The 24,355-nt window shown below is 43.1% G+C and carries 31 protein-coding genes; 15 read left to right on the plus strand and 16 right to left on the minus strand.

What is annotated here, in order from left to right:
- The first annotated feature begins 76 nt into the window (after positions 1-76).
- Positions 77-385 carry a hypothetical protein gene (locus tag EIZ58_RS14245; protein WP_134701457.1) on the plus strand — a complete coding sequence of 103 codons (309 nt, stop codon included), beginning with the start codon at positions 77-79 and terminating at the stop codon, positions 383-385.
- A gap of 3 nt (positions 386-388) precedes the next feature.
- Entirely contained in the window at positions 389-562 is a 174-nt protein-coding gene (locus tag EIZ58_RS33370; protein ID WP_167577701.1) for a hypothetical protein, read from the plus strand.
- Between the two features lie 407 nt (positions 563-969).
- Here EIZ58_RS33370 and sda read toward each other — a convergent pair whose 3' ends face one another.
- Positions 970-1,185: a sporulation histidine kinase inhibitor Sda gene (gene sda, locus EIZ58_RS35160; RefSeq protein WP_134701458.1), complete on the minus strand. Its 216-nt coding sequence runs from the start codon at positions 1,183-1,185 to the stop codon at positions 970-972.
- A gap of 454 nt (positions 1,186-1,639) precedes the next feature.
- On the opposite strand from sda, the gene EIZ58_RS14255 reads away from it, so the two are divergent.
- On the plus strand, positions 1,640-2,503 hold the full coding sequence (locus tag EIZ58_RS14255; RefSeq protein ID WP_134701459.1) for a metal-dependent hydrolase: 864 nt from the start codon (positions 1,640-1,642) through the stop codon (positions 2,501-2,503).
- 24 nt (positions 2,504-2,527) lie between these two features.
- Here the strand turns inward: EIZ58_RS14255 and EIZ58_RS14260 are convergent, their stop codons facing one another.
- Both EIZ58_RS14260 and EIZ58_RS14265 read right to left on the minus strand, forming a co-directional pair.
- Entirely contained in the window at positions 2,528-3,301 is a 774-nt protein-coding gene (locus EIZ58_RS14260; RefSeq protein WP_134701460.1) for a TatD family hydrolase, read from the minus strand.
- 17 nt (positions 3,302-3,318) lie between these two features.
- The gene (locus EIZ58_RS14265) at positions 3,319-3,807 is read right to left on the minus strand and encodes a hypothetical protein (RefSeq protein ID WP_134701461.1); all 489 of its coding nucleotides are present in this window, start codon (positions 3,805-3,807) and stop codon (positions 3,319-3,321) included.
- A 144-nt stretch (positions 3,808-3,951) separates the two neighbouring features.
- Here EIZ58_RS14265 and EIZ58_RS14270 point away from each other — a divergent pair, with 144 nt between their 5' ends.
- A complete protein-coding gene (locus EIZ58_RS14270) occupies positions 3,952-4,845 on the plus strand; it encodes a DUF4349 domain-containing protein (protein WP_134701462.1) in 894 nt (297 codons plus the stop codon).
- A 35-nt stretch (positions 4,846-4,880) separates the two neighbouring features.
- Here the strand turns inward: EIZ58_RS14270 and mug are convergent, their stop codons facing one another.
- Positions 4,881-5,402, minus strand: coding sequence for a G/U mismatch-specific DNA glycosylase (gene mug, locus EIZ58_RS14275; RefSeq protein WP_134701463.1), 522 nt, complete (start codon positions 5,400-5,402; stop codon positions 4,881-4,883).
- Positions 5,403-5,567: 165 nt separating this feature from the next.
- Between mug and EIZ58_RS14280 the strand changes: the two genes are divergently transcribed.
- Positions 5,568-6,920, plus strand: a complete 1,353-nt coding sequence (locus EIZ58_RS14280; RefSeq protein ID WP_134701464.1) for an aspartate kinase — start codon at positions 5,568-5,570, stop codon at positions 6,918-6,920.
- 38 nt (positions 6,921-6,958) lie between these two features.
- Here the strand turns inward: EIZ58_RS14280 and EIZ58_RS14285 are convergent, their stop codons facing one another.
- A complete protein-coding gene (locus tag EIZ58_RS14285; RefSeq protein WP_134701465.1) occupies positions 6,959-8,056 on the minus strand; it encodes a potassium channel family protein in 1,098 nt (365 codons plus the stop codon).
- A gap of 68 nt (positions 8,057-8,124) precedes the next feature.
- On the opposite strand from EIZ58_RS14285, the gene EIZ58_RS14290 reads away from it, so the two are divergent.
- From EIZ58_RS14290 to EIZ58_RS14300, 3 genes are all read left to right on the plus strand, one after another.
- Positions 8,125-8,433, plus strand: coding sequence for a thioredoxin family protein (locus EIZ58_RS14290; RefSeq protein WP_134701466.1), 309 nt, complete (start codon positions 8,125-8,127; stop codon positions 8,431-8,433).
- A gap of 122 nt (positions 8,434-8,555) precedes the next feature.
- The gene (locus EIZ58_RS14295; RefSeq protein ID WP_134701467.1) at positions 8,556-9,173 is read left to right on the plus strand and encodes a nitroreductase family protein; all 618 of its coding nucleotides are present in this window, start codon (positions 8,556-8,558) and stop codon (positions 9,171-9,173) included.
- A 170-nt stretch (positions 9,174-9,343) separates the two neighbouring features.
- Positions 9,344-10,363, plus strand: coding sequence for a zinc-binding alcohol dehydrogenase family protein (locus tag EIZ58_RS14300; protein WP_134701468.1), 1,020 nt, complete (start codon positions 9,344-9,346; stop codon positions 10,361-10,363).
- Positions 10,364-10,918: 555 nt separating this feature from the next.
- Here EIZ58_RS14300 and EIZ58_RS14305 read toward each other — a convergent pair.
- Complete coding sequence (locus EIZ58_RS14305; RefSeq protein WP_167577704.1) at positions 10,919-11,989, minus strand: LysM peptidoglycan-binding domain-containing protein; 1,071 nt, start codon at positions 11,987-11,989, stop codon at positions 10,919-10,921.
- A 178-nt stretch (positions 11,990-12,167) separates the two neighbouring features.
- On the opposite strand from EIZ58_RS14305, the gene EIZ58_RS14310 reads away from it, so the two are divergent.
- From EIZ58_RS14310 to EIZ58_RS14320, 3 genes are read left to right on the plus strand one after another with little or no spacing between them, the layout of a single operon-like run.
- Positions 12,168-12,377 carry a DUF5342 family protein gene (locus EIZ58_RS14310; protein ID WP_134701470.1) on the plus strand — a complete coding sequence of 70 codons (210 nt, stop codon included), beginning with the start codon at positions 12,168-12,170 and terminating at the stop codon, positions 12,375-12,377.
- A 28-nt stretch (positions 12,378-12,405) separates the two neighbouring features.
- Positions 12,406-14,313 (plus strand): DUF294 nucleotidyltransferase-like domain-containing protein, encoded by a 1,908-nt coding sequence (locus EIZ58_RS14315; RefSeq protein WP_240689123.1) that lies wholly within the window; start codon positions 12,406-12,408, stop codon positions 14,311-14,313.
- Positions 14,310-15,038 (plus strand): 3'-5' exonuclease, encoded by a 729-nt coding sequence (locus EIZ58_RS14320; protein ID WP_134701472.1) that lies wholly within the window; start codon positions 14,310-14,312, stop codon positions 15,036-15,038. The genes EIZ58_RS14315 and EIZ58_RS14320 overlap by 4 nt, the downstream gene beginning before the upstream one ends.
- Before the next feature lie 21 nt (positions 15,039-15,059).
- On the opposite strand, the gene EIZ58_RS14325 is transcribed toward EIZ58_RS14320, so the two are convergent.
- Complete coding sequence (locus EIZ58_RS14325) at positions 15,060-15,212, minus strand: YycC family protein (protein ID WP_134701473.1); 153 nt, start codon at positions 15,210-15,212, stop codon at positions 15,060-15,062.
- 215 nt (positions 15,213-15,427) lie between these two features.
- Here EIZ58_RS14325 and EIZ58_RS14330 point away from each other — a divergent pair, with 215 nt between their 5' ends.
- Both EIZ58_RS14330 and EIZ58_RS14335 read left to right on the plus strand, forming a co-directional pair.
- Positions 15,428-15,955, plus strand: a complete 528-nt coding sequence (locus EIZ58_RS14330) for a type 1 glutamine amidotransferase domain-containing protein (RefSeq protein ID WP_134701474.1) — start codon at positions 15,428-15,430, stop codon at positions 15,953-15,955.
- 70 nt (positions 15,956-16,025) lie between these two features.
- On the plus strand, positions 16,026-16,379 hold the full coding sequence (locus EIZ58_RS14335; RefSeq protein WP_134701475.1) for a flagellar protein: 354 nt from the start codon (positions 16,026-16,028) through the stop codon (positions 16,377-16,379).
- A 34-nt stretch (positions 16,380-16,413) separates the two neighbouring features.
- Here EIZ58_RS14335 and ytxJ read toward each other — a convergent pair whose 3' ends face one another.
- Positions 16,414-16,755 carry a bacillithiol system redox-active protein YtxJ gene (gene ytxJ, locus EIZ58_RS14340; protein WP_134701476.1) on the minus strand — a complete coding sequence of 114 codons (342 nt, stop codon included), beginning with the start codon at positions 16,753-16,755 and terminating at the stop codon, positions 16,414-16,416.
- A 115-nt stretch (positions 16,756-16,870) separates the two neighbouring features.
- On the opposite strand from ytxJ, the gene EIZ58_RS33375 reads away from it, so the two are divergent.
- Both EIZ58_RS33375 and EIZ58_RS14345 read left to right on the plus strand, forming a co-directional pair.
- Entirely contained in the window at positions 16,871-17,047 is a 177-nt protein-coding gene (locus EIZ58_RS33375) for a hypothetical protein (protein WP_167577705.1), read from the plus strand.
- A gap of 117 nt (positions 17,048-17,164) precedes the next feature.
- On the plus strand, positions 17,165-17,632 hold the full coding sequence (locus EIZ58_RS14345; protein WP_134701477.1) for a DUF2062 domain-containing protein: 468 nt from the start codon (positions 17,165-17,167) through the stop codon (positions 17,630-17,632).
- A 24-nt stretch (positions 17,633-17,656) separates the two neighbouring features.
- On the opposite strand, the gene hemY is transcribed toward EIZ58_RS14345, so the two are convergent.
- The 8 genes from hemY to EIZ58_RS14380 form a co-directional block, all read right to left on the minus strand.
- Entirely contained in the window at positions 17,657-19,111 is a 1,455-nt protein-coding gene (gene hemY / locus EIZ58_RS14350) for a protoporphyrinogen oxidase (RefSeq protein WP_134701478.1), read from the minus strand.
- A 13-nt stretch (positions 19,112-19,124) separates the two neighbouring features.
- Positions 19,125-20,057, minus strand: a complete 933-nt coding sequence (hemH, locus tag EIZ58_RS14355) for a ferrochelatase (RefSeq protein WP_134701998.1) — start codon at positions 20,055-20,057, stop codon at positions 19,125-19,127.
- A 16-nt stretch (positions 20,058-20,073) separates the two neighbouring features.
- Positions 20,074-21,117, minus strand: a complete 1,044-nt coding sequence (hemE, locus tag EIZ58_RS14360; protein WP_134701479.1) for a uroporphyrinogen decarboxylase — start codon at positions 21,115-21,117, stop codon at positions 20,074-20,076.
- Between the two features lie 148 nt (positions 21,118-21,265).
- On the minus strand, positions 21,266-21,436 hold the full coding sequence (locus EIZ58_RS33380; RefSeq protein WP_167577706.1) for a hypothetical protein: 171 nt from the start codon (positions 21,434-21,436) through the stop codon (positions 21,266-21,268).
- 53 nt (positions 21,437-21,489) lie between these two features.
- Positions 21,490-21,960 (minus strand): hypothetical protein, encoded by a 471-nt coding sequence (locus tag EIZ58_RS14365; protein ID WP_134701480.1) that lies wholly within the window; start codon positions 21,958-21,960, stop codon positions 21,490-21,492.
- Positions 21,961-22,076: 116 nt separating this feature from the next.
- Complete coding sequence (locus tag EIZ58_RS14370; RefSeq protein WP_134701481.1) at positions 22,077-22,289, minus strand: hypothetical protein; 213 nt, start codon at positions 22,287-22,289, stop codon at positions 22,077-22,079.
- 65 nt (positions 22,290-22,354) lie between these two features.
- Positions 22,355-23,206: a TIGR03943 family putative permease subunit gene (locus EIZ58_RS14375; RefSeq protein ID WP_134701482.1), complete on the minus strand. Its 852-nt coding sequence runs from the start codon at positions 23,204-23,206 to the stop codon at positions 22,355-22,357.
- A gap of 12 nt (positions 23,207-23,218) precedes the next feature.
- Complete coding sequence (locus EIZ58_RS14380) at positions 23,219-24,226, minus strand: permease (RefSeq protein WP_134701483.1); 1,008 nt, start codon at positions 24,224-24,226, stop codon at positions 23,219-23,221.
- Positions 24,227-24,355: the final 129 nt, after the last annotated feature.

Genomic DNA, 24,355 nt, shown 5'->3' on the forward strand with positions numbered 1-24,355 from the left:
GTGATGGTTATTTTTTTTCTAGGGTAAAGAGGGTACAATATAGATGGATATATATACCTCGAGGAGGAATAAGCTAATGAGTACAAAAACCAGTTTGCGTTTAAATCAAGAGCAAATTGAAAAAATGGTTCTCGATTTTATTAAATCAAGTGAGCCGGGGTTTAAAATAGAAGATGCGGTTTTAGAAACAAGCTATGCCGGTGAAAAAAACGAGATTCAATCTTGGTGGGTCGCCTGTGAACACAAAGATGGCAATGAATCGATTATGGAGGATGAACAAATTTTGATGTTAATTCAGCAGCAGCAAGGCTGGGGACAAATAAAGGAGCACTCTATCGTAGATTCTGAGCAAGAAGGGTTTATCCTTCAGCTCAAAGGAGAGTAGACGGTGTCTTTATCGGAAGAAGAAATACGGTTAATCGAGAAGTTTGGATTCCGAATAGATGGGGAGAAGGCGTTACATAGAAAAATGGGGATCGAAAGAGATCTTTCTACGTTTTATGGCTTCACTAGCCTTAGTGAACTAGAGCAGTTTATAAAACAAGTTCTAAGAGATACCTGAAACCAATGCTAAAGCACCCGGGGGGTGCTTTTTTTCTTTGGTAACATTTGTTTAGCGGCTGGTCCAAGGGATAGTTTGAACACAATCATGGCGGAGGGAGCATAAGTGGTAGAAAACTCGAAGTAAAACATGAAAAGCCCTTTGAAATGCTCGCAAGGGCTTTTAATATATATCTTTAATGATTATTTAAGATTTTGACTAGCCTGTAGTCTACGTTGATTTTGCATTTCATAAACAAGATTAAGAAGAAGAAGACGTTGAGATTTGCTAAGTCGTTTCCAATTCTTTACTGTACATTGCATAAATTGCGCCTCCTATTAACTAAATTTTATGTAGCGGCAGTGTTATTTCAGACAATAGTAACTATCACGGAGAAAAATTTTGACGATACATTCAAGGATTGTGGTTTAGGAAATAGACACTTGTTTTAGTTCAGAAATTATTTTTTCTCCATCTAGTCCATAAGTATTTAATTGATTGATAGCTTCCGTTTGCAATTCCCGCTTTATTATCTCTTCGTATAGATACCTAATGAAGAGATCTTCCAACCCCAAATTCACTGCAGATACAAACGAATAAATTAGACGTTTATTTGACAATTTGTCCAACATCAATCCCTCCATGTCAAGTGAATTACACCGCCAAAATTAACTTCTATTTTCATCAACCCTACAAAAGCAATGTTGACTTTTCCATTCACAATTGAACAATTTGATTTTAACTTAAATTACCAATCCAAGGTGTGATATTTTTAACACTTCGAAATATTTCATACATTAACTTCGATCAAAAGTTCATTATTCATTCACCGCTTTTTTATTGAAAAAGGACGAGTCACGAATTGCTGCAATTTTTAGGCTATGAAATATTTTTGCTGAGATAGTTGGTTACGAAAAAAAGAGGAGAACTTTACCTTTTAACCCTTTTATTTATTAAACAGGTTTTTTTTATTTTTATTTTCTAGCCCTTAGTTAATGGCGTTATTAAGTGAGAGCGTAACGGGGTTTATCGTTATGTGTGTAGATGGTATGATATGGGGGAAAGTATTACGGATATCAATTGTTTAACGGGGGAAGTATGGACTCTATTACACACACTCTCTTTGGAATTACGATTTATAAGGCTATCGACAAGGAAGACATGCCAAAGCCGCTCCGTCGTTCCCTACTCTTTACCGCCATTGCCGGGAGCCAGATACCGGATATCGATGTCGTATCCCAATGGTGGGATCAAGAAGGGATGTATCTCATGTGGCATCGAGGCATTACCCATTCTATCTTTCTCGTTCCGGTTTGGGCGCTTCTCATCTCCCTTGTTTGCTATGCTATCTGGAAGGTCAAAGACAAACGAATTTTCTACACAGGTTTACTCGCTGTATTTGTACATAATACCAGTGATATTTTTAATGCCTGGGGAACTGGCTATCTGGAGCCCTTCTCTTCTGTCCGTCTGACCTTTGGCACTATTCCGATTATCGACTTTGTGGTGTGGGCGATTATTCTTGGCGGGTTTCTTGTAAGCAGATTAAGGAAGTTCTCTACCCATACCGTATTCAAGGGCGTAGGGCTCCTTATCGCTTTGCATTTTTTCATACAATCTGCACACGGCTTTACTATTTATCAGCAGGTGAAGGACGAGTACGATCAGATAGCTTTATCTGCTGAATTTGTTCCTTGGAACTTTAAGATTATTGGAAAAAAGGAACAACAAGTAGAAATATCCAAAGCTACAAGCTGGAGCGAGCCTAGACCAGAAGTTGTATTAGATACAGCCGATGTGAGCCTAGACCGTTTGTTTGAAGAAAATGCTCGAGCAAGAACCTTGTATCAATGGGCACCTTTTGTGGTTGTGGTGATGAAAGATGGAAAATTTGGGATCTACGATCCGAGGTTTTATCGCAACGGACAATCCTTTTTATTTGAATACATTGAAACACACTAGGGTCCCTTTACAGGGACCCTATCATCACGTATGCTGAAGCAATCTACCAAGATTATCCCGACATGCTTGGAGTACAGCTTCTGGCGTCTGTCCATGGATCTGAGCGACTTTAGCGGCAACCTCTTTAAGGAAAATAGGACTTGTTAATCGTCCCTTAAATGAGCCCTCATACGGCCAGGGCCCATCTGTCTCCATTAACAACTGGGAAAGGGGGACATGGCTTACTAACTCCTGATCCCGTGCACGATAGCAAACCTCGGGGGTTACCGATACCCAATAGCCGGCCTGAATAATTCCGTGAACGACGGCTAGAGGAGCTTTAAGCCAATGAAAGTGAGCCTGCTTAACTCCGTACTGCTGCAAACAAGACAGAGCTAATTCAGCCTTATCATGAACCGCGTGCAGAAGGAGGGGAAGACGGTTTGTCACAGCGAGGTCTGCAAATTCGGCTAAAACCTCAAGGAAAGGAGCAAGATCAGGCGGCTCCTTTCCTTGAAATCGATAATGCGGCAACCCGATTTCACCAATCGCCGCGATCTTCTCTCGTTCTTGATAAATCAAACTCCTGATCTCGCTTCGTTCTTGCTCGGTTGGTAGAAGGAGTTCAGGGTGATAGCCTACAGCAGCAAAGATAAATTCCGGATATCTTTCTCGGAGCTCAAGGGTTTGATACGAGGACTGGAGGTTCGTGGATACAGCTAATACATGTTGCACCCCTTGGTTCCTCCAAGTGTCGATCAAATAATCTACCTGATTACTGGGATATTGGTCCAGATGGAGATGAGCATCGATATACATAGGAAACCTCCGTATTTCTAACGGTAAACATCGACGACAAACAAATGATAGCTTCTCACTCTTACCGTTTCTGATGTTTTGATCCCTTTCATGATGGTGGGCTTCACATACAGGGTAACAACCTCTTCATTTTTCAATCGAAGCTGTATGCGTTTAAAAACACCCGCATATGGCATATGTACATGATCCATGTATTCCAATGTTCCTGTCAAGAGCTGGAGTTCATCAGGGCGACTCTTATGCACCCATTGGCTTGAAAAATAATGATAGAGAAACGAATAGTTTGTCCACGAGGATAAAGAAACAAACAGAAAGATAAGGACCCCTACTGCGAGTATACTGAGTTTTAACAGTGGAAAGGAAGGAGAGAAAGTAAACATCGCCGTCATATTGCCTACAATACCGCTAAGAAGGCCAATAAATACCATCCCAGCAGCCATCGTCTGCAATTGGGCTTTTTTCTTTTTGTTCTCCCAGCGTTTTACATTAGATTCTAAGTTTGGCATTTGACCCTCAATCCTGGTTTCTATAAGATTTGCTCTCATTATGTCAAACACGGGTAAAAGGTTCATTAGAAAAAAGCTGGAAAACTTAAAACCTTTTCTCGTTGAATCTCGTCATACCTATATAGACATAAAAAGGAGGTTATTATGATAAACAGAAACTGGAAGGCCATCTGCTTTATCCTACTTATTGTCACCTTGCTCGTAGGGTGTGGAAACGAACAGCAGAGTAAAGAGGGGGCTTATCTTGAACACGCAGCCGATCAAGCCACCTCGAACTCATCAGCTCCTGAAGTATCTCCAACAGGCTACTCTGAAGGAGAGGCCCAAAAAGCAGATTCTGCTGCAATTCAAAGAAAAATTATTAAAGAGGCCGATATTCGCCAGAAGGTAACCGAGCTTGACCCAGCCTTACAATTAGTTCAGCAGCTCGTTGACCGTTCCGGCGGGTATATTCAGTCATCCTCTATGCACCAATATCGGGAAGACGAGCGAGAAGCCTCGTTTGTCTTGCGTGTTCCACAAGCCCATTATTCATCAATCATTGAGCAGCTGCAAAAGATTGGAAAGTCGATCATGATAACTCAAAAAGGTGAAGATGTCACCGAACAGTTTTATGATAATGAAGCCCGCATCAAGAATCTGTCCTTACAGGAGGAAGCCGTACAAAAGCTTTTAGATAAAGCCGATAAGATGGAAGATATCTTGCGCATACAGCAAGAATTGTTTCGCATCCGCGGGGAAATCGAAACCCTGCAAGGAAAAAATCGAGTCTTAGATCATCTTGCGAGTCTATCTACTATCAACCTTACTCTGGTAGAAGTGAAAGCAGTAAATTATGTGGAGGATAAGCCTTGGTTGCAGGCGCGTGAAGGGTTTGTCCAGTCTTTAGGCGGGGTGGGCGATCTCTTTGTACATCTCATGGTGCTACTAGCCACTTATCTCCCGTTTATCGTCCTCATTTATTTACCTCTGGGGATTCTTATTTGGTGTGCGATTCGACGACAAAAGAAAAAAACAGAAGATAAACACCATACCTAGACGTCAGAAACTGGAGAAGAGACCTTGTACAGATCTCAACTCCGGTTTTTTTGTACGACCAGATGGGCCAACTCTCGATAGATTTCAATCACATCTTCTATTCTCATCCTAACCAAGCCACTCGAGGAAGGACCTACAAATTCAATAACATTCTCTACAACTGTAGGATGCTGAATTCCCCAGGTGACATTTCGTCTGTTACTATATTGCTCATAAACTCCTTTTCCAACAAAACAAACGATCTTAGGTTTGTAGTAGGAGATCTTTTCTTGCAGCAGTCGTTTTCCCTCTTTATATTCTTCCTTGGTAATCTCTGCAGCCGTTCGGGTGGGTCGAGCAACAATATTAGTAAAGCCATAGCCTATGTCCAGTAAGTCCTGGTCCTCTTGTGCGGTGTATTTTCGCGAGGTAAGACCTGAACGATGTAAAATAGTCCAAAAGCGATTGTGCGGGTTCGCATAGTGATGGCCTGTTTCTCCCGATCGAATACTTGGATTGTACCCTACAAATAGCAGAAGTAAATCCTCTCGAAGGTGATCCGGGATTTCGTGTACCATAGAAAAAGACCTCCTTTCGCGAGCAAGTAAATTTATCATCTAGTATACCCTGGTGGTTACAATTGGAAAATGTATTTTTACTTTAACACGTCGAAAAATGATTGCAAGGAAAAGAAAATAGAGAGATAATAAGGTTTATTTAGAAATTCAAATTGGGGGATCAACATGAAGGTTGCAAAGTTTGGCGGAACATCTGTAGCGTCTGCCGCTCAGATTCAAAAAGTGTATCAAATTGTTGTTTCAGATCCTGAAAGAAAAGTAGTAGTAGTTTCCGCACCGGGGAAACGATCTAAGGAAGATACAAAAGTAACGGATCTACTTATTCATTGTGCAGAGCAATTCTTGCAGTACGGCGAAGGGAATGAAGCATTCCAGGCAGTAGTTGCTCGCTATCGCGAGATTGCTCAGGAATTAGGATTAACCGAAGAGATTGTAGACCGCATTTCCATGGATCTTTTAGAAATACTCCATGCCGACCGTACGGATGCTAATCGTTACATGGATGCCATTAAAGCCAGCGGTGAAGACAATTGCGCGAAGCTTGTAGCTCAGTACTTTGTCAGTCAAGGACATGAAGCTTACTACGTGAATCCGAAGGAAGCCGGATTATTTGTTACCGATGAACCAGGAAATGCTCAAGTATTGCCTGAATCCTACGATAACCTGAAGAGCTTAAGAGATCGCTCGGGCATTCTGGTTTTCCCTGGGTTCTTTGGCTATTCACTCGAAGGCAAGATCGTCACCTTCTCTCGCGGAGGTTCTGACATTACGGGGTCTATTCTTGCTGCGGGTGTGCAAGCGACCCTTTATGAGAACTTTACGGATGTAGATTCCGTATTCTCTGCGAATCCGAACATGGTTAGCCAACCAAAGGAAATCAAAACCCTGACTTATCGCGAGATGCGTGAGTTATCCTATGCTGGATTCTCTGTTTTCCACGATGAAGCCTTAATCCCGGCTTTCCGTGCTGGTATCCCTGTGTGTATCAAGAACACGAATAATCCGGATGCACCAGGTACAAGAATCGTACTAGAACGCAAACCTGAGAACGGACCGGTGAGCGGGATTGCAAGCGACGCAGGCTTCTGCAGTGTATACGTCAGCAAATACTTAATGAACCGAGAAATTGGTTTTGGTCGTAAACTCCTTCATATCCTAGAAGACTATGGTTTGTCCTATGAGCACACGCCATCAGGAATTGATGACATTTCCGTCATTATGCGCCAGAAACAGATTGATGAGGGAGCCGAGGCCGAGATCGTAAAGCGCATCTATACTGAGCTTTCTGCAGATAATGTAGTCGTCCAACACGACTTGGCTATGATCATGATCGTGGGAGAAGGCATGCGTCACAATGTGGGAACGACAGCAAGAGCAGCAAGTGCGCTTGCAAGTGCTGGAGTTAATATTGAGATGATCAATCAGGGTTCTTCTGAAGTAAGTATGATGTTTGGTGTCAAAGGTGTAGATGAAGTGAAGGCGGTTCAAGCGTTGTACAAGGAATTTTTCGAGAAATAGGAAAGAGAGAGGACAGCTGAGACGTTAAGCTGTCCTTTTCATTTGATCTTTTGATAGGTTTGCTGGTCGCAAATGACATACAGCTTGGCTCCTTTTGAGATAGGCTCAGACAGCTTCTGGTTAATATAAAGATCAGATCCATCAGCAATAAGCGTCGCACCTTCCTCTAACAATTCTAGAAAAGCATCTCGATAGGTGTACCAATGCGTACGGGTTTTGACTTCATAAATCGTCTCATTTTCTCCATACCTGCTTCGAATCAACTCCGTGTATATATCCGTTACCCCATGGGTAAACAACGAACGAACAGCCACGTTGGAAATCATCTCGTAGGAAGGGATAAACTCATCCACCCGAACATGCTTAAACATAGTAATATGATGCTTGCTGATCACTTCAACCGTAACATGGATGTGTACCTTGTATTTTTTCTCAATAGCTGTAACGGCGGTAGCCACTAATAAAGTTTTCCCATCTAAAAGAACAGGATCTGAAATATGAGCATCGTTTTGGACATAGGAAGCAAAAACAATCACCCCTTTTGCTTCGGTGATGTTTGCAGCCATCAAAGTTTGCTCATCGGTTGCTGGACCACGGATATAGTGAATGCGCTCATTAAGAAGAGGAGCTTTAGCTAGATTCGCGATCAAAACAATCTCTACAGCAGGCTCAGAACGGAGAATTTCTCGGATAGCCAGCTCAGATTTGACGCTCCAGCCGATGATAATCAGATGATTTTTACCAGTAAATTGCATATTTCCTTCCTCTCGAAGTTTTTGAATGGCGGTGACGGAGTTTAGGACCTTCCCGATTACGACACCGATAATCCCAATTCCAGTAATATAAAGAAAGATCCCAAATAGCTTTCCTACAGGAGTAGCTGGTGAAAAATCTCCAAACCCTACCGTTGTCAACGTTGTCATTACCCACCAGACCGAATTAAGGTAATTTTTGAATGTCTGTGGCTCGAGTTGCAATGCGATATAAGAAGATGTGAAAATATAGAATAATACAAAAGGAATAAAAAAACGATTTTTTAAATGAATAAATGCAATTAACCACTTTCGGGGGAGTAATCTCAAAACTTGGCCTCCAGAATCATAATCAGGGGGCGTGTTTGGAACTGACTCATTCATGTTCACGCCCTCATATCTATTTTCTATTTTCGACCAAAGAGGACAGGGGATAAACAAGGAGGATCAAGATGATTCAGGAATTATCGATAACAGAATGGGAGAAAGGGAGCTTTGAGTCCTTGACATACCTTTATCTCTATACCCCTTTATGCGGCACCTGTAAGGTAGGAGAAAAGATGCTTGAAGTGGTGATGGAGATGCTGCCTGATGTGCCATTATATAAGATGAATATCAACCTAGTTCCACAGCTGGCAGAAGAGTGGAGAATAGAAAGTGTGCCCTGTCTTATTTCCATGCAAGATAAGACGCCGATCCACAAAGTGTACGCAATGAGGTCTGTTGTTGACCTCTATAAGGTTTTAACAGAGTCTCTTTAGAATTTGTGATAAATTCCTTCATTAAGGGTTTCCGTCTACTGCAGGAAAAATGGCTGTAAATCATCTTCCCCGTGCAAACTAATACAGGTTGTGCAAATCTTAAATGAAGGTGGGGGACCTTTATGCAAGTACTCGAGCAAACAATGACGGTACAAGAAGCCATTAAATCGAGACATAGTATTCGTAAATTTATTCAAGAAACCATGCCTAGAGAGGAATTACAAGAAATCCTGAAGCTTGTGAGTCTCGCACCTAGTGCTTGGAATTTGCAGCCCTGGCGATTTCATGTAATTACAGACACCGTTCTTAAAGAAAAACTGCAAGAGGCGGCTTATGGTCAACAACAAGTAACATCAGCACCAGCCGTTATTGTAGTGGCGAGCGATATGGAAGACGTACTGGCAAACCTGATGGAAACCGTTCATCCAGGCTTAACGGAAGAACGAAAGCAAGAGGAAGTTGCGAACCTGGCGGCTTTATTTGGTTCTATGACCGTAGAAGAGAGAGCTCAATGGGCATTGGCACAAACCAACATTGCGCTTGGATTTTTGTTGCTTACCGCAGAAGGTTTCGGTTATTCTACCGTCCCCATGCTGGGGTTTGATCCGATTAAGGTAAAGGAGCTTTTAGGGTTAGCCGAACACGTGAAGTTAGCCGCTATGGTTCCTATTGGAAAAAAAGCAGCAGAGGGCTATCCTCACCACCGTCACGATCTTAACCGTATTGCTAAGTTCCATTAAAGGTAAGAAGGCCTGTCCAAAGGGAAGTCCTTGGATAGGCTGGTTTTATTACATAGGAGTTTGGGCATGAAGTTCGTTATTTACTTGAAAGATGAGCGGAATTCACATGATTTTAGCAGAGTGAGAGAACGTATGTTCACAAGAAACCAAAAGGCAAAGGAGTGTTTATGATGACCACCATGAAAGCGGTAGGACTGTTTCGTTATCTTCCGATTTCAGATCCAGAAAGCTTAATTAATGTCGAAGTGGAGAAGCCAAGTGTTAGCGGACGTGATCTACTAGTTAAGGTACATGCCATTTCGGTTAATCCAGTCGATACCAAGGTTAGAAAGCCCAAAGATAAGGTGGAGACGACCCCAAGAATCCTAGGATGGGACGTTGCCGGTGTGGTAGAAGAAGTGGGACCTGATTGTTCTCTTTTTAAAAAGGGGGATGAGGTTTTTTATGCTGGCAGTATTACCCGCCCTGGAGCAAACAGTGAATACCACCTGGTTGATGAACGAATTGTGGGGCATAAGCCGAGAAAACTAAGTTTTGCTGAAGCCGCAGCATTGCCTCTTACGGCACTTACGGCTTGGGAGGCTCTTTTTGACCGGTTAGGGATCCCCAAAGAAGGCCATGCCGGTAAAACCCTCTTGATAATTGGCGCCGCCGGGGGCGTCGGTTCGATTGCGGTTCAGTTAGCCAAGTGGGCCGGGTTAACGGTCATTGGTACCGCATCTCGGAAAGAATCAGAGATGTGGGTGAGGGAACGAGGAGCGGATCACGTCATCAATCATTATGAACCTTTTGTTCCTCAATTAAAGCAGCTAGCAATGGATGGCGTGGACTATATTTTATGTCTTAACCAAACAGATAAGCATTGGGATAACATGGCCCAAGCTATTAAACCACAAGGTAAAATATGTTCCATCTTTGAAACCGATGAGAAACTAAACCTTTTCCCATTATTCAACAAGAGCGTTACTTTTGTATGGGAACTTATGTTCACTCGTGCTATGTTTCAAACACCGGACATGATTGAACAACATCACATACTAAACCGGATCTCGGATATGATTGATTCGAATAAAATTATTACAACACTCAACGAAGTGATAACTCCCATCAATGCAGCAAATGTACGAAGGGCCCATGCACAGTTAGAAGAAGGCAGAACCATTGGTAAGATTGTGTTAGAACATTTCTAGGCTAGTATTGGGACAGCAGCAGGATAACAACGTAGGATCGGGTCCGAATACGGGCCTGATTCGGACAGCATTTAGATAAGAACGTTTGTTCAAGGCCGAATACCGGCCTGATTTGGACAGCATTAGGAACTCGAAATAGTAATTGAGAGAAAGCGCTTCCGTAAATAAAAAAATATCCTAACTGACTGAGAAACTAAAAGAGTTACAGTTCAAGATAAAGTTCAAGATATCGAACAAGAAGGATAAAATCACGATAAGCAGCTAAAACGGAATTATCCATGTAACATGAACTCAATGTGGTTCAAATTGGCATAAACGATGATACAAAATAAGTAAGAACCGCGAAATATAAATTCAGGTCGAATCAATCAAAATTAAGACTGAGAAATTATTAATTTAGATTCAAACCAGATCAAAAATCGAATTGAGAAATTTATCGATTAAATCTAAAACGATCACATCTCTATTGCTTTTCTAACAATACAGTAACAAAACTGATATTTTGTAACCCTATTTAAAAGAACTAAAAACGGGAGGATTTTATCCTCCCACTTATTATTGAAACTCCCACCATCTCAAATACCAATATGGATTCATCGGTTTCCACGGCTGGCTTTTCGTATCATACATTCCTAAATGTAAATGTGGTTCGAACTTCGCTCTGGTACCTTCTTCTCCGTATCCGGTCGATCCGACAAAACCAATGAGCTGGCCTTTTCTGATTTGAGTTCCAATATTGGTCCCTTCTGCATACCCGGTCATATGGGCGTAATAAAACGCAATTCCATTATTGGATTCTATCGTAAGTCTCCAGCCTCCATAGTAATTCCAGCCTTTACGTATCACTCGTCCATTATCAACAGCAAATATTGGGATCCACTGCTTAGCAAAGATATCGACCCCTTCATGACTTCTGGTGTTGCCTGTGGTACTAAAGGATCGAGGATCCCCATAGTCATTTCTGTACGACTGGTAAGTTCCGTCTACAAGAGGAAAAATTCCTTCCTTGAACAGGTCTGGCGGTTTAATTGAAGCTTGTGGCGGAATAAACAACCTTTGCCCTGGTTGAAGCATATCGCCGGCTAATCCGTTCGCTCTTTTGATTTCGACTACCGTGGATTCATTAGAAGACGCAATTTTACTAAGCGTGTCCCCTTGCTGAACAGTGTAATACGGGTCCGATATGTGTAGATGCTGGCCAGGATAGATCACGGGTGTCATTAAACCATTCCACTCCATCAGTTGGTCGATCGTCACCCCATAACGTGTCGAGATCCTCCATAGGGTGTCGTTGGCCTGCACTCGGTAGTGTCTTTCCAGGTCATCGGTTTTAGCGAGCTCATACACATGGCGAGTTGACATTTCGGCTACATGGGTTGTCCCATTTAAGCGCACCGACTGATCCATGGTTATTTTCTGCCCATTCTTATATGCAATACGCGAGCCTACGGCAAGCTGAATTTGATTCTTACCCCTTTGGATACGGATCACTTGTCCTTCAGGAATCCACTCCACCTGTGCTCCCATGGATTCAAACACATTGCGTATAGAGACCATGCCAGTTGAAGCTTCAGCAGGATAGTAAGGAAAACTGAGAAGCACCATCATCACCAAAACCAGCACCATTCCCCTTTTTCTAGCCAAAAAAATAATAGCCACTCTCCTCCCTTTAAAACATCTTTTTTATTTTGTTCCTGAAGGATTTTTTTAACATGAAAAAGAGGAATTTTTTCGATACAATGGACATAAATCTTTCACTTTTCAAGGATAGCGAGAAGATGAGAAAATAAGGGGAGAAAACCGTATGATTAACCATTTTCAATTCAAAGAAACCAAAGGAAAAGACTATTTCCGAAAAGCCTGGAGCTTCTCTTTTAATAGTCATGGTCGTTTTTACACAGGGGTTTATCATCAGGATGGCACTGTGGATTGGAATGAAACGGACCCAACTCGTGAACAGCCCGAATTGCTGAGGGAGCTTCATCTCCTGATGGGCTTTCATGTTTTTAGGTAAAACATAGGGGGATCAAGCGTTGGAGCGAGTGGATCAACAACAATTTCTTAAAAAACATCCCATATTTCAGGTATTGCAACAGGAACAATTAGAGTTTTTATTGGATAACAGCGAATTGCAACACCTACAGAAACATCATTTTGTCATTCATGAACAACAAACGAACGATGACATTTTCCTTTTAATGGAGGGCGTTGCCAAAAATACCTTTATCAATGATCATGGTGAAGAGGTGGCTGTACTCTTTTACCATCCCGGGGATTTTATCGGGATCATATCAGCTATCACGCATCGAAAAACGCAATTTTCTGTTCAAGGCATGAGTGATTTGCTGCTCCTCCGTATCCCCCATGATTTTTTTTCGCTTATGCTTCGAGAGAATTTAGCCTTCTCGGAAAAGATGATTCGAATGGTTAGTCAGAGACTGGATAATCTGTATCAAAGAATTCAAGAAGACACCTCTTACCACGCACATGGATTAGATCCATATCCCTATCGTAAAAAAATCGGTGAAATCATGTCCGTGCCTGTGATCACCGCCGCACCTACCGATCCTATTTTGAGTCTGGCACAGGTGATGAACGATCAACAGATTTCATCCCTTGTGATTGTGAATGATCAAAATTTCCCTCTAGGGATTGTCACGCAAAAAGATATGATTCGCGCGATGGTTACCCATCCAACGCAATTGATGAAGATTCAAGCCAGAGAACTCATGACCTCCACGCTATTGACGCTTCCGCCGGATGCCTACTTTTATGAAGCCATGCTCATGATGGTTAAGCACAATGTGAAGCATATTCCCGTTACCGCTGCAGATGGACGTGTGGAAGGCATGATATCCATGAGGAATTTAGCCCAAGCGAAAGGCAACGAGGTTCTCTCCGTTGTGGACCAAATTGAATCACAGACCTCCATTGCTGGATTAGCAGAAAAGAAAGGGCATATTCATCATATTTTAGAGTCCATGGTCAAGGAAAACGCTTCGGCCGATGAGATGTGCACGTTAATCACGGAATTAAATGACCGATTGCTCCGTCGGATTATCTTCCTCGCCGAACAACAACTCATAACGGAAGGCATCGGCCCTGCCCCTGTGGAGTACTGTTGGCTGACCATGGGAAGCGAAGGGCGCAAAGAACAAACACTGAGTACGGATCAAGATAATGCCGTCATTTATCAAGATGTGGATCCGCAAGAACAAGCAGGTGTGCTTACCTACTTCACTCATTTGGCAGAAAAAGTAGTAGATGGACTCGAACGTTGTGGTTTTCCGCGTTGCAGCGGCAATGTCATGGCAACAAATCCAAGGTGGTGCCATAGTTTAACGGACTGGAAAAAAGAAATCGACCAATGGTATACATACTTAGAAGGAGATGAGCTTCGAAACTACACCATTTTCTTGGATTTTCGCGGAGTCTTTGGAAACACAGCGTTAGCAGATCAGATCCGAACGTATCTAATCAGTAAGCGGAACCCCTTCCTACTCCACCGTTTAGCGGAAGATGATTCCGAGTATCATGTCCCCTTAGGAGCTTTTGGGAGAATCATTACGGAGAAAAGAAACAACCAGCCAGATTCCGTCAATTTAAAGCATGGTGCAGTCATGCACATTGTAAATGCCATGCGTATTTTGAGTTTAAGCGAAGGTATCACGGCGGTTTCTACTCTGGAGCGCCTAAAGGCATTACAGGTTAGAGCGGTCTTTACAAAAGAAGAAGCCGAAGAAATTGAACAAGCATTCAATACATTGATGGTCTTCCGCATAAACGAAAACCTGTGTCAGCTTGCCAACAATAAACCACTTAGCAACTATATTAGTGTCAGATCCCTAAGCAAACCGGATTACATCAAATTAAAAAGAGCGCTATCGACAGCCAAGTGGGTCCAACAACTGATTGCACGACGTTTTCATGTAGGAGGAGCTCACCTATGATAACAAGCTTTAAAAAATGGATTAGCTATATTCTCTTTGATACGAAAACCAAGGTCACTTATAGCCCTGAGCTTTTACTCGGCGTATCCGAATGGCTAGAACGGTCAAAGACCACTTTTCACAACCCGTCTTTACCTCTGAAGGAATCTACCTTTGTCGTTTTTGATACGGAGACTACAGGGTTTTACCCTTATGCCGGCGATGAACTCATTTCCATTGGCGCTATTTTGATAAAAAATGGAGAAATCCAAGAACATCAGGTTTTTCATGAATGGATTAATCCGTACAGATCCATTCCTCCTATAGTAAGAGAGTTAACCCAAGTCAAGGAGGAGGAGCTCAAAGAAGCTCCCCCTGCCCTTGTCGTGCTTTATCAATTTTTACAGTTTATTGAGGGTCACTATATTGTGGCACATTGTGCCGATTTTGACCTGAATTTTATTAATCTCCAACTAAAGAAACATGTAAAAACCAAGCTACAAAACCCAATCATTGATACCCTATCTCTTTCCTACTATTTAAACCCGCTACAGAGCTCCCACGACCTTGACTACTTGCTCGACCTTCATCATATCCCGCTCCTCCGGCGTCATCATGCTTTGGATGATGCAAAGATGACGGCAGCACTGTTTATCAAGTTCTTAGAGCGACTAGAAAAACGAGGGATTACGACTATGACAGGTTTGGATCATTTCATTAGATCCATGAAAATCCTACATAAATAGACTTACGTAGGAGGCGCAAGTCTATTCTTCTTTTTGCTTAGTTTCTTCTTGACTAAGCTCCATGAGCTTCTTCATCAGAATGTGTTGTGGCATATGCATCAGCTCCTCTAAAGGAACCTTCAGCTTTTCAGCGAGCTTTACAGCCGTATCGGCAGAAATATTTAAAGGCTTCATTTTTCCTTCCCCCTCTCTTCCTCCTTATTCTGCATAACAACCTCTAATGCTTCTGAGCTACGTCGATGATCATCCTGTTCAGAAGCATTTGTTGTCCCCGCAGGGGAAAAACTTCCTCTAAAGGCAGTCTGGCTCGATAGAAGTTTTTTTTATTATAACAAATATGAATGGTATAATAACCCTTGAATAATATATCCCCCAAGGAGGTTACTTATTTGAGACTCACTGGTAAGAAAATCATTGCCCTCGTGGATCATGAATTTGAAGACTTGGAGCTTTGGTACCCTGTACTGCGTCTACAGGAAGAAGGGGCCGCCGTGCACCTCGTTGGACCAAAGGCGAACGAAACCTATAAGGGCAAATATGGCGTTCCTGCGGTGGCTGAATACGCATTTGGCGACATTACACCATCTGATTTTGATGGGATCTTGGTGCCAGGGGGTTGGGCTCCGGACAAGCTGCGTCGCTATACGGAAGTGCTTGAGATGGTTAAGTACATGGATGAGCAAAAAAAGCCTATAGGTCAGATCTGCCATGCAGGATGGGTCCTTATTTCTGCTAAAATTCTTCAGGGAAGAAAAGTCACAAGCACCCCTGGAATTAAGGATGATATGGAAAACGCCGGCGCTACATGGATTAATGAACCGGTTGTCGTTGATGGTCATTTGGTTTCAAGTCGAAGACCGCCAGATCTACCTCCTTATGCTAAAGCCTTTGCGGATGCCTTAGCTGCTTTTCAATAAAAGTTCGATTTTTTTTAGTTGAAACTTTTCCCCGAATCCTCTAGCATAGAGAGAGGGAGGGTTGTCCGTTATGAGTCTATCCAATTGTCCAGAATGCGGGAAATTATACGTTCGTACTCGTATTGATATGTGCCCTGATTGTGTAAAGGGAATCGAAAATGACATTATGAAATGTCAGACGTTCCTGCGCAGTCATCAGAAGGCTACTATTTATGAAGTAAGTGAGGCTACGCAGTTATCGGTTAAGCGCATTACAAAATTTATACTGAAGAAGCGTATCCTGCTAGAGGACTATCCGCATCTTGACTATCCTTGCGAACGCTGCGGAACCTTAATCCGCACGAATAAGGTATGCGTCGACTGCTATCAAAATATTAATTCCTTAGTGCAAAGCTTTAAAAATAAAAATCGAATCATTAAATGATAGAAAAGAGCTACCTAACGAGGGTAGCTCTTTCTCACTTGATGGCTTCTTGCAAACTTTCCTTCGTAATTTTCCAATGAGAGGCGTTCCAAATTACCTTCTCATTCTCGAAGAGAATCGCTTGCGGCGATTCATGCTTCAGTTGGCTATCCTCTGCTATCTGATTAGAAACAGGTCGAGACTCGATTACCTTAACCAGGAAGAACCCTACCTTTTGCTCGGATGCCTCTATTACGTATTGTTCAAACTCTCGCAAAGCCTCGGCACTCACGGGACAAGCTGTGCTGTGCTTAAACACAAGAATAGGCTGCTGTGAACTAGACGCCCACTTTTCCTTCCACTCTTCTACACTGTTGATCTCAATCCAATTAGCCATTCTGGCTCCCCCTTTTTTCATTTTGGTGTTCATTGGTTCATTATACCAAAGTATAGATCACTGTAAAAATGACTAAGATAAAGGATATGATGTTTACTATAGGAGGAATGTAACGATGATAGACTATAGCCTACAGCCAAACCAAAGGTTTGTGGTCGTGCCTTCAGCCGAGCAACATTTTATTGCCTATGATTGCCTTTTAGAACAACCGATTGGATCCCCGTTTTCTTCGATGCAGCCTTGTATGGAAATGGTCACTCACCTCAATCGTATAGCTCCTGATTTTGAGTAGCTGGTGCCCAGCTTTTAGGCTGAGGCACTTTTCTATTGGTTTGATAGAAATACGTCCTTCTTGTTTGATATAATAAGCGATAAGAAAAAACATCAAGGATTGTTAGGTGAAAAAGGTATGAAGCTCAAGCGTCGACTGAAGTACTATCTCCTCCGTTTGTTTCGCTTAAAGGCTGGACCTCATCAGATTGCGATGGGTCTGACATTAGGCTTTGTTCCCAATTGGTTCCCTACTTTTGGACTTGGGCCCATGCTTTCCGTGGGACTTGCTAAGCTTACAGGAGTCAATCTCATCGCGGCTGTTATAGGAGGAGTACTCGGAGCACCCATTTGGCCTGTTCTCTTTCTTCTAAACTACAAGGTCGGGAGCCTGATTTTAAGTGAGCCAAGCAAGGTAAATGATATCGAGGAAGTAGATTATTACGAAGCCATCGATGATACCGTTGGCGTTGCTTCGGGAAGTATTCAATACATTACGGGAACCTTAGTCAACGTCGTGCTGTCTTCTCTCCTCGTTTACCTGTCTATTTATTTTTTATTTAGAAGATACCGATTGAATATCTTGTTGAAATTAAGGTATTGGTGAAAAGTAGAAAAACGTCATTGTCCTTTAGACAGTGACGTTTTCTTTTTGTGCCGATAGGTATTGGACAGCCCATCTTGCCGCGTTTTTTCCTTGCTGAATGCAATCAGGAATGCCTACACCCTCATAGCCTGCTCCTGCTAGGAATATCCCTGGCCGTTTCATTTTGAGCTCTTTTCTTACCTTCTGGAGCCGTTCTAGATGTCCCACTCGGTATTGAGGCATGGACTCATGCCAACGGGTGACACGGGAGAAGATCGGTTTGGCATCCAAACCCATTATATCGCGAAGATCTTTGCTGACACGATCTACAAGTTCTTCATCTGTATACTGCTTAAAGGTTTGATTCCTTGAGTGCCCTACATAGGAACGAATGAGAACTTTGTTATCCGGTGTTGTTAAAGGCCATTTTGAGGATGTCCACGTACTTGCCGTAATGTTCTTCCCTTCCTTATGAGGGACCACAAAGCCGGAGGCATCAAGAGGGTGCTGAATATCCTTGCGTTCAAAAGCCATAACGACATTCGCTACTGATACATATCTCGTTTCAGCCAGGGCTGAGATTTCTTCAAGGTCTCGAAGCATATGCATTGCTGCATAAGCAGGAGCAGCCAGCACAACCGAATCAACCTCCATTAGCTTGCCGTTTTCCATCTCCACTTGATAATGCCTTCCTTGAGAGGTGATGCTTTTAACCCCATGATTCGTCAGGATGTTGACATCGGTCATGGCCTCTTGGAGTGAATCTACAAGCGTCTCCAGACCGCCTTGATAACTTAGAAACATACTATTCTTTACAGCTGGCGGGAGATTGAGCTTTGGCAAGGGAGCGGCTCCTCCGGCTTTTCGACTAAATAGCATTCCTTTAATAATACTTCCGTATTTCCTCTCAATTGCCTGAAATTGAGGAAAGGTAGCACTGAGACTCAACGCTTGGGTATCCCCAGCATAAATTCCTGACAAAAGGGGCTCTGCAATGTTTTCAGCAACTTCTCTGCCTAAACGGCGTTGCAAAAACCCCCCTAAGGACTCGTCCGATTCTTCTTTTCGAGCTGGTATCACCAAGTCCATGGCTGCTCTTACTTTGCCTAATGGGGAGATTAATCCGGTTTTGACAAAGGGAGCCATCTGAGTAGGGATCCCAAGAATCAATCCAGGCGGCATGAGATGAAGTTGATTGCGATGCAGGATAAAGTTTTTTTTAGCGGCTGGGTTGGTCCCCACCATTTTCTCTTCCAAACCAAGCTCCAAGGATAAATCAATAATCGCCGGCTTGCGAGCTAAGAAAGAATCAGGTCCTTTCTCTATGACAAATCCGTCATGGCGTTCGGTTTGGATCTTGCCGCCTAAGCGTTCACTTTTTTCAGCTAATGTAATAGTCAAAGGAAGCTCTTCTTCCTTCATTTGCTTTTGTATGTAGTAGGCTACAGTCAACCCGGTAATGCCCCCGCCTACAACCAAGACATGCTGCTTTCTGTTCATAGGGATCCATCCTCTACTTTTTGTCTTGCAGGGGTTTGAGAACAGCGGAAGCTAATGCTTGAATAAATAATGGATCAGTATTGAGCGAAGATGTCCGTTCTACATGCATTCCTAATTCGGAAGCAAGGTCTTGCGCTTCGATATCAATATCGTATAGTACTTCTAGGTGATCGCTGACAAATCCTATGGGGCTAATGATCAGATTCGTCACTCCTTCTTCTTTTAACTGCTGCATTTTATCCAGCAGATCTGGACCTAGCCAAGGAACTGCTGTCTGTCCTGCGCTCTGCCATCCGGTCTCCCAGTTCGTCACCCCTACTTGATTGGAGATTGCTTCAGCGGTTTCATGAAGCTGTTTTGCATACGGATCTCCCATCTCCAGAATCTTCTCCGGTAAGCTGTGAGCGGTGAATAACACCTTTACATCTGACTGCAATTCGGGTGGAAATTTGCTCAAACATTCCTTTACCCGAATAACAAGGGCTTCGATTAGTTTAGGCTCTAGGTGGTAGCTGTCTACCAGGTGAAGTTGGACACCATGTGCCTGAGCGGCTTCCGCTGCATATTTGTTATAGGCCCCAATACTCATCACCGAATAATGAGGGGCTAGAACGATACCGACCGCCTCGGTAATTCCATCTTGAGCCATCTGAGCGACGGCATCTGCAATAAAGGGATAAACATGCTTCATCCCAGCATAGGCTTTAAAGGTATATTCGTCGGAAGTTTCATTAAGGTAACGCTCTAGCTCACTGACTTGGTTTTGCGTGATTTCCGTGAGTGGGGATACGCCGCCGATCGCTTGATAGCGATCTTTTAATTCCTGCAGCTTCTCCGGTGAAGGAGGATTGCCTCGACGGATATGAGTGTAATACGCTTCTACTTCGTCTAGACTTGCTGGTGTACCGTACGACATCACCAATAAGCCAAGGGTACGTTTGCTCATCATTCTTGCCGCCCCTCTATTTGTTCTTAATCACACTGGCGCTATATTCATGAACAAAATCAGTGAGACGCTTGAGCATATCTCCAGGTACTTCAGGGAAAATCCCATGCCCTAAATTAAAAACGAAGCCTGGCTTTTGCAGCCCTTCATTGATAATCTCCTTCGCACGCGCCTCTAACACAGGCCAAGGAGCAAGTAAAAGCGTAGGATCTAGGTTTCCTTGTACTGCATAGCGCTCTCCTATGCGATTGCGTCCTTCTGGAATGGACACACGCCAATCTAAGCCGATAACATCCGTATCAAGATCACTCCAGTATGTGAGAAGCTCTCCGGAACCTACTCCAAAATAAATCTTAGGAGCTTGCAGATCCTTTAACTGTTCGAAGATTTTCTTCATTGTAGGATAGACATACTTCATATAATCGGCTGGTGAGAGGGCTCCGACCCAACTATCAAAAATTTGAACAGCCTTTGCTCCAGCCTCTACTTGCGCATACAGATAGGTAACAACCATTTGTCCAAGCTTGTCCATAAGGTTGTTCCAAACATCCGGGTGGCTGTACATTAACTGTTTTGTACGAATATAGTTACGGGAAGGACCACCTTCCACCATGTAGCTTGCTAAAGTAAATGGGGCACCAGTAAAGCCAATTAACGGTACCTTAAGCTCGCGAGCCAGAATTTTAATCGTCTCGATCACATAGGGAAGATCTTGTTCCGGTTCAAGCGCGCGCAGGCTATTTATATCATCCGCAGTGCGGTAAGGTGTTTCAAGGACAGGTCCTCGCTTCTCAATAATATCGTACTTCACGCCCATTGGCCCGAGTGGAACCATGATGTCAGAAAATAAAATAGCGGCATCGACTCCAAGCTGTTGAACAGGCAACGTGGTGACCTCCGCACAGAGCTCTGGAATATGGCAAATTTCTAGCAAGCTGTATTTTTTTCTGATTTCACGGTATTCCGGCTGATATCGTCCGGCTTGACGCATATACCATACGGGAACATGATCGATATCTTTTTTCAAACAGGCATTTACAAACGTATTATTGAAACTCATGTCAAATCCTCTTTTCTGTCAATTTCGCTACCATTAACCATTATGACGTTTTTGTATAGAATTAACAAGGTAGAGCCGTTTTTGAAGTGTGACATTTTTTCAACATTAGTAAAATGGCGACCATCCACTGAGGTCGCCATTTTGAATGCTATTGGTAGTTTCCTGTCCTTGTGTCATACGGCCCAGGATTAGGGATTACAGGAGGATTGATGACCTCTGGTGTATCGGTATTGCGGGTTTGGTGCTGATTCGTAAGTCCAGCCATGTGTGTCCCAATTTCCTTTAACTCAGGGTTCTGATTATTGTTATTTTGCTTCATTCAGTACCTCCTTGAGTATGGGAATGAAAAAAAGTGGAGGGTTAACCTCCACTCTATCGGCGAGTTGTGGTTCCTCGAGTGATCACACGGTCATCATAGTTATTGTCATAAATGTAGGGTGATCCAGTGCCAAAACGATTATTCAAAGTATCCATACGACCAGTATTAGGCGCAAGCGGTAGAGGAGCTACACGAGTGCCTGGTGTCGCTGGAGTAGTATACGGCGTTACGCGGTTTGCACGGTTGTTTACAAAAGGTACAGCTCGACCCGTGGTATCGAAGTTACGACCTTGGAACATATTTGTTCGTCCAGTCATGTTTGTACGCCCTGTCATGTCACCCTGGAACTGATTTACCCTTCCAGTGTAGTCATTTACATTGTATACCCCGTCATATTGATTAACACCCGCACCACCACCTGCACCTGCACCACAACCTGTCAATAAGCCTACAGTCAACAAACTGACAATACTTAGCGGTCTCAATACTCGAGCAAGTAAGCTATGCTTCCCGGTTTTAATCAAATGAAAAACCACCTTCCGCTAATTTCACTCCTGCTCTGTCTTTATCGGAGTGTAATTATAGGATGTGGTCGTACGGGACTTGTTATGAATGTTAAATGTTCGAAAGAAAGGAAGACCTAAGCTCCAAATTCAGCATTGAGCTTCCTTCTGACCAGATATTCAATCTTTAGGTCTTGGTAGGTTTGATAACGGAGGCACTTGGAATGATTGCCCATACAAAATTTCTCGATGAGCTCTTCTTCCCCTTTTAAGTCCTCATCCGTAGCTTCACAGTTCACATGGTGCACGAAAAACCGCTGTTGTTCATGATAAAGAGGGCAAAACTCCATGAACTCATCCCCTCAGGTTTACTTCATTCCCAGCCTTGCCAAGTTCTGCTTTTTTTATTCTTTGTTTACTTAAGCTTGGGATAAACATAAGGGTCAGCAGGCATACCAACCATTTCCCATTCCTCTACTTTGAGTTTGGGGAGCTCAAAATCACCGTATTGGGTAATATCCAGTGTCCCCTTCACGCGTACCCATGTATCCTCTTGCAGTGTTTCTGCATCTTCCCATTCTGCCATAAAACCAATAACTCCAGCATCAGCCAAGCAATGGGTGATGATAAACCTTGCGACCACAAGCTGGGATGGGTCCATTCCCTCTTCTTTATAGACAAACCCAGACAGCTCTACCGTTTTTCCAATAAACTCCCTAGGATAAAAGGATATGGTATCCGCGTACTCTACAAAGTCGAAATCATTAAAAATGATTTCCGGTTGTTGGATCAGTACATTAAGCGAATCCTCATAAAGATCGTCCAGGTACACCAATTGATCTTCTCGAGACACCGGTATCGGATGCTCTTCTTCCATTGAAGCAGCACTTGCTTTGGGAGATGGAGACTGGATCATGACACCTTTTTTGGATGCCATGGCAGCGTCAAGTGTTTTTGCTGGAAGAAGGAACCCTGTGATTAAAGGAATAGACAGGATAGCATAAGCTAGCCCTCCTTTGAACGACCATCGCAGATGATGGTGATCACAACCTGCACCACAGTGATGATCATGTTGCGTTTGCTGAGTGTTTCGTATCCTCCCTAACTGAGCTAGGAACAATAGAAACAAGAGTGCACAAGCGATCAAGCTCATGGCTGAATATTTAATGTTAATATATTTGGCAATCTCGCCGGTCCAATGCATTTGACCAATCAACAAGGCAAAGCCAAGCAAAATTCCAGCGCGAAGTAACTGTTGTGAATTCAACACCCTTCCTCCTTACAACCAAAATTGTGTAGCTAAAACTGCACAAAACACCGTTACCGTTATTAAGCTCATAAGAACGAAGACAAAACGTGCTTTAAAAACACCGATCAGCATAAATGTGTTCTTCAAATCCAGCATAGGTCCATACACGAGGAAACCGAGCAACGCGGTAGGGGCAAACATATTACGGAACGAGGCCGCGATAAAGGCATCCGCTTCCGAACAGAGAGATAGCAAGAAGGCTAGCCCCATCATGACAAGAGTCGAGGTAACTACACTGCTTCCTAATTGAAGAATAGCTGCAGAGGATACGTAAGTTTGAACAAAAGCAGCTAAAAAGGCTCCCATGATCAGATATTTTCCCATATCAAAAAATTCATCAATCGAGTGATGCAGCATCTGGACAAATCGTTGGCCCAATGGCAGCTTCTGGCTGGAGTTGCTAACCATCGCTAGGACTTGTCCATGTTTCATTTGGTTCCCCTTGTAGACCAGAGCAATAATCGCGGCGATAACAAGGGCGACCGCAAAGCCTAGAAACATTCTCCAGCCCGCCATTTGGGCATCATTCCCAAAGGCCATATATGTAGATAAAATAACAATGGGATTAATGATCGGTCCAGTTAGCAAAAATCCAATTCCCGCATATAAAGGTACTCCTTTCGCGATCAGTCGGCGCACGATCGGAACGATGCCGCATTCACATGCAGGGAATAAAGCCCCTAGTACACAACTCATCAGTACCGCAAGGTACTTGTTGGTTGGCATCCATCTGCGAATATGATCCTCTGTTACAAAGATCTGAATCATCCCTGCGATGAGCACGCCTATGAGGACAAAAGGAATCGCCTCAATCAGGATACTTAGGAAAATGGTGTTTAAGCTTAATATAGAGGAAGGAACTTCAAATGGAAGCCCCTGTTCTTCTGTGGGATTAGGACTCAGCAAAAATAACAAAACTGCAGCTAACAGAACCACTCCGGAAAGTTCCAAAGAAAAGGAACGTATCCACTTTAACATTCGGTAACCTCCAAACAATTGAAATTGGTTTTCCTTATAAGGATAACGTATTAAAAAAAGATTTCAATAGAAATTCCACTTTTTTAGGCTGCCTCAACATTTTCCTCCCCTACAAAACCATTCGAACAT

It is taken from the genome of Ammoniphilus sp. YIM 78166 (assembly GCF_004522215.1).
Taxonomy (GTDB): Bacteria; Bacillota; Bacilli; order Aneurinibacillales; family RAOX-1; genus YIM-78166.

What these genes read in the sequence shown, in the direction of transcription:
- EIZ58_RS14380 (WP_134701483.1), bottom strand. Translation starts at nt 24,226, where the DNA reads ATGTTAAAGTGGATACGTTCCTTTTCTTTGGAACTTTCCGGAGTGGTT.
- EIZ58_RS33380 (WP_167577706.1), bottom strand. Translation starts at nt 21,436, where the DNA reads ATGAAGCAAAATAACAATAATCAGAACCCTGAGTTAAAGGAAATTGGG.
- sda (WP_134701458.1), bottom strand. Translation starts at nt 1,185, where the DNA reads ATGGAGGGATTGATGTTGGACAAATTGTCAAATAAACGTCTAATTTAT.
- hemE (WP_134701479.1), bottom strand. Translation starts at nt 21,117, where the DNA reads ATGAGTTTCAATAATACGTTTGTAAATGCCTGTTTGAAAAAAGATATC.
- EIZ58_RS14325 (WP_134701473.1), bottom strand. Translation starts at nt 15,212, where the DNA reads ATGAAGCCTTTAAATATTTCTGCCGATACGGCTGTAAAGCTCGCTGAA.
- EIZ58_RS14290 (WP_134701466.1), top strand. Translation starts at nt 8,125, where the DNA reads ATGATTCAGGAATTATCGATAACAGAATGGGAGAAAGGGAGCTTTGAG.
- EIZ58_RS14285 (WP_134701465.1), bottom strand. Translation starts at nt 8,056, where the DNA reads ATGAATGAGTCAGTTCCAAACACGCCCCCTGATTATGATTCTGGAGGC.
- EIZ58_RS14320 (WP_134701472.1), top strand. Translation starts at nt 14,310, where the DNA reads ATGATAACAAGCTTTAAAAAATGGATTAGCTATATTCTCTTTGATACG.
- EIZ58_RS14370 (WP_134701481.1), bottom strand. Translation starts at nt 22,289, where the DNA reads ATGGAGTTTTGCCCTCTTTATCATGAACAACAGCGGTTTTTCGTGCAC.
- EIZ58_RS14310 (WP_134701470.1), top strand. Translation starts at nt 12,168, where the DNA reads ATGATTAACCATTTTCAATTCAAAGAAACCAAAGGAAAAGACTATTTC.
- hemH (WP_134701998.1), bottom strand. Translation starts at nt 20,057, where the DNA reads ATGAGCAAACGTACCCTTGGCTTATTGGTGATGTCGTACGGTACACCA.
- ytxJ (WP_134701476.1), bottom strand. Translation starts at nt 16,755, where the DNA reads ATGGCTAATTGGATTGAGATCAACAGTGTAGAAGAGTGGAAGGAAAAG.
- EIZ58_RS33375 (WP_167577705.1), top strand. Translation starts at nt 16,871, where the DNA reads ATGATAGACTATAGCCTACAGCCAAACCAAAGGTTTGTGGTCGTGCCT.
- EIZ58_RS14345 (WP_134701477.1), top strand. Translation starts at nt 17,165, where the DNA reads ATGAAGCTCAAGCGTCGACTGAAGTACTATCTCCTCCGTTTGTTTCGC.
- EIZ58_RS14265 (WP_134701461.1), bottom strand. Translation starts at nt 3,807, where the DNA reads ATGCCAAACTTAGAATCTAATGTAAAACGCTGGGAGAACAAAAAGAAA.
- EIZ58_RS14280 (WP_134701464.1), top strand. Translation starts at nt 5,568, where the DNA reads ATGAAGGTTGCAAAGTTTGGCGGAACATCTGTAGCGTCTGCCGCTCAG.
- EIZ58_RS14295 (WP_134701467.1), top strand. Translation starts at nt 8,556, where the DNA reads ATGCAAGTACTCGAGCAAACAATGACGGTACAAGAAGCCATTAAATCG.
- EIZ58_RS14335 (WP_134701475.1), top strand. Translation starts at nt 16,026, where the DNA reads ATGAGTCTATCCAATTGTCCAGAATGCGGGAAATTATACGTTCGTACT.
- mug (WP_134701463.1), bottom strand. Translation starts at nt 5,402, where the DNA reads ATGGTACACGAAATCCCGGATCACCTTCGAGAGGATTTACTTCTGCTA.
- EIZ58_RS14270 (WP_134701462.1), top strand. Translation starts at nt 3,952, where the DNA reads ATGATAAACAGAAACTGGAAGGCCATCTGCTTTATCCTACTTATTGTC.
- EIZ58_RS14260 (WP_134701460.1), bottom strand. Translation starts at nt 3,301, where the DNA reads ATGTATATCGATGCTCATCTCCATCTGGACCAATATCCCAGTAATCAG.
- EIZ58_RS14305 (WP_167577704.1), bottom strand. Translation starts at nt 11,989, where the DNA reads ATGGTGCTGGTTTTGGTGATGATGGTGCTTCTCAGTTTTCCTTACTAT.
- EIZ58_RS14245 (WP_134701457.1), top strand. Translation starts at nt 77, where the DNA reads ATGAGTACAAAAACCAGTTTGCGTTTAAATCAAGAGCAAATTGAAAAA.
- EIZ58_RS14300 (WP_134701468.1), top strand. Translation starts at nt 9,344, where the DNA reads ATGACCACCATGAAAGCGGTAGGACTGTTTCGTTATCTTCCGATTTCA.
- EIZ58_RS14255 (WP_134701459.1), top strand. Translation starts at nt 1,640, where the DNA reads ATGGACTCTATTACACACACTCTCTTTGGAATTACGATTTATAAGGCT.
- hemY (WP_134701478.1), bottom strand. Translation starts at nt 19,111, where the DNA reads ATGAACAGAAAGCAGCATGTCTTGGTTGTAGGCGGGGGCATTACCGGG.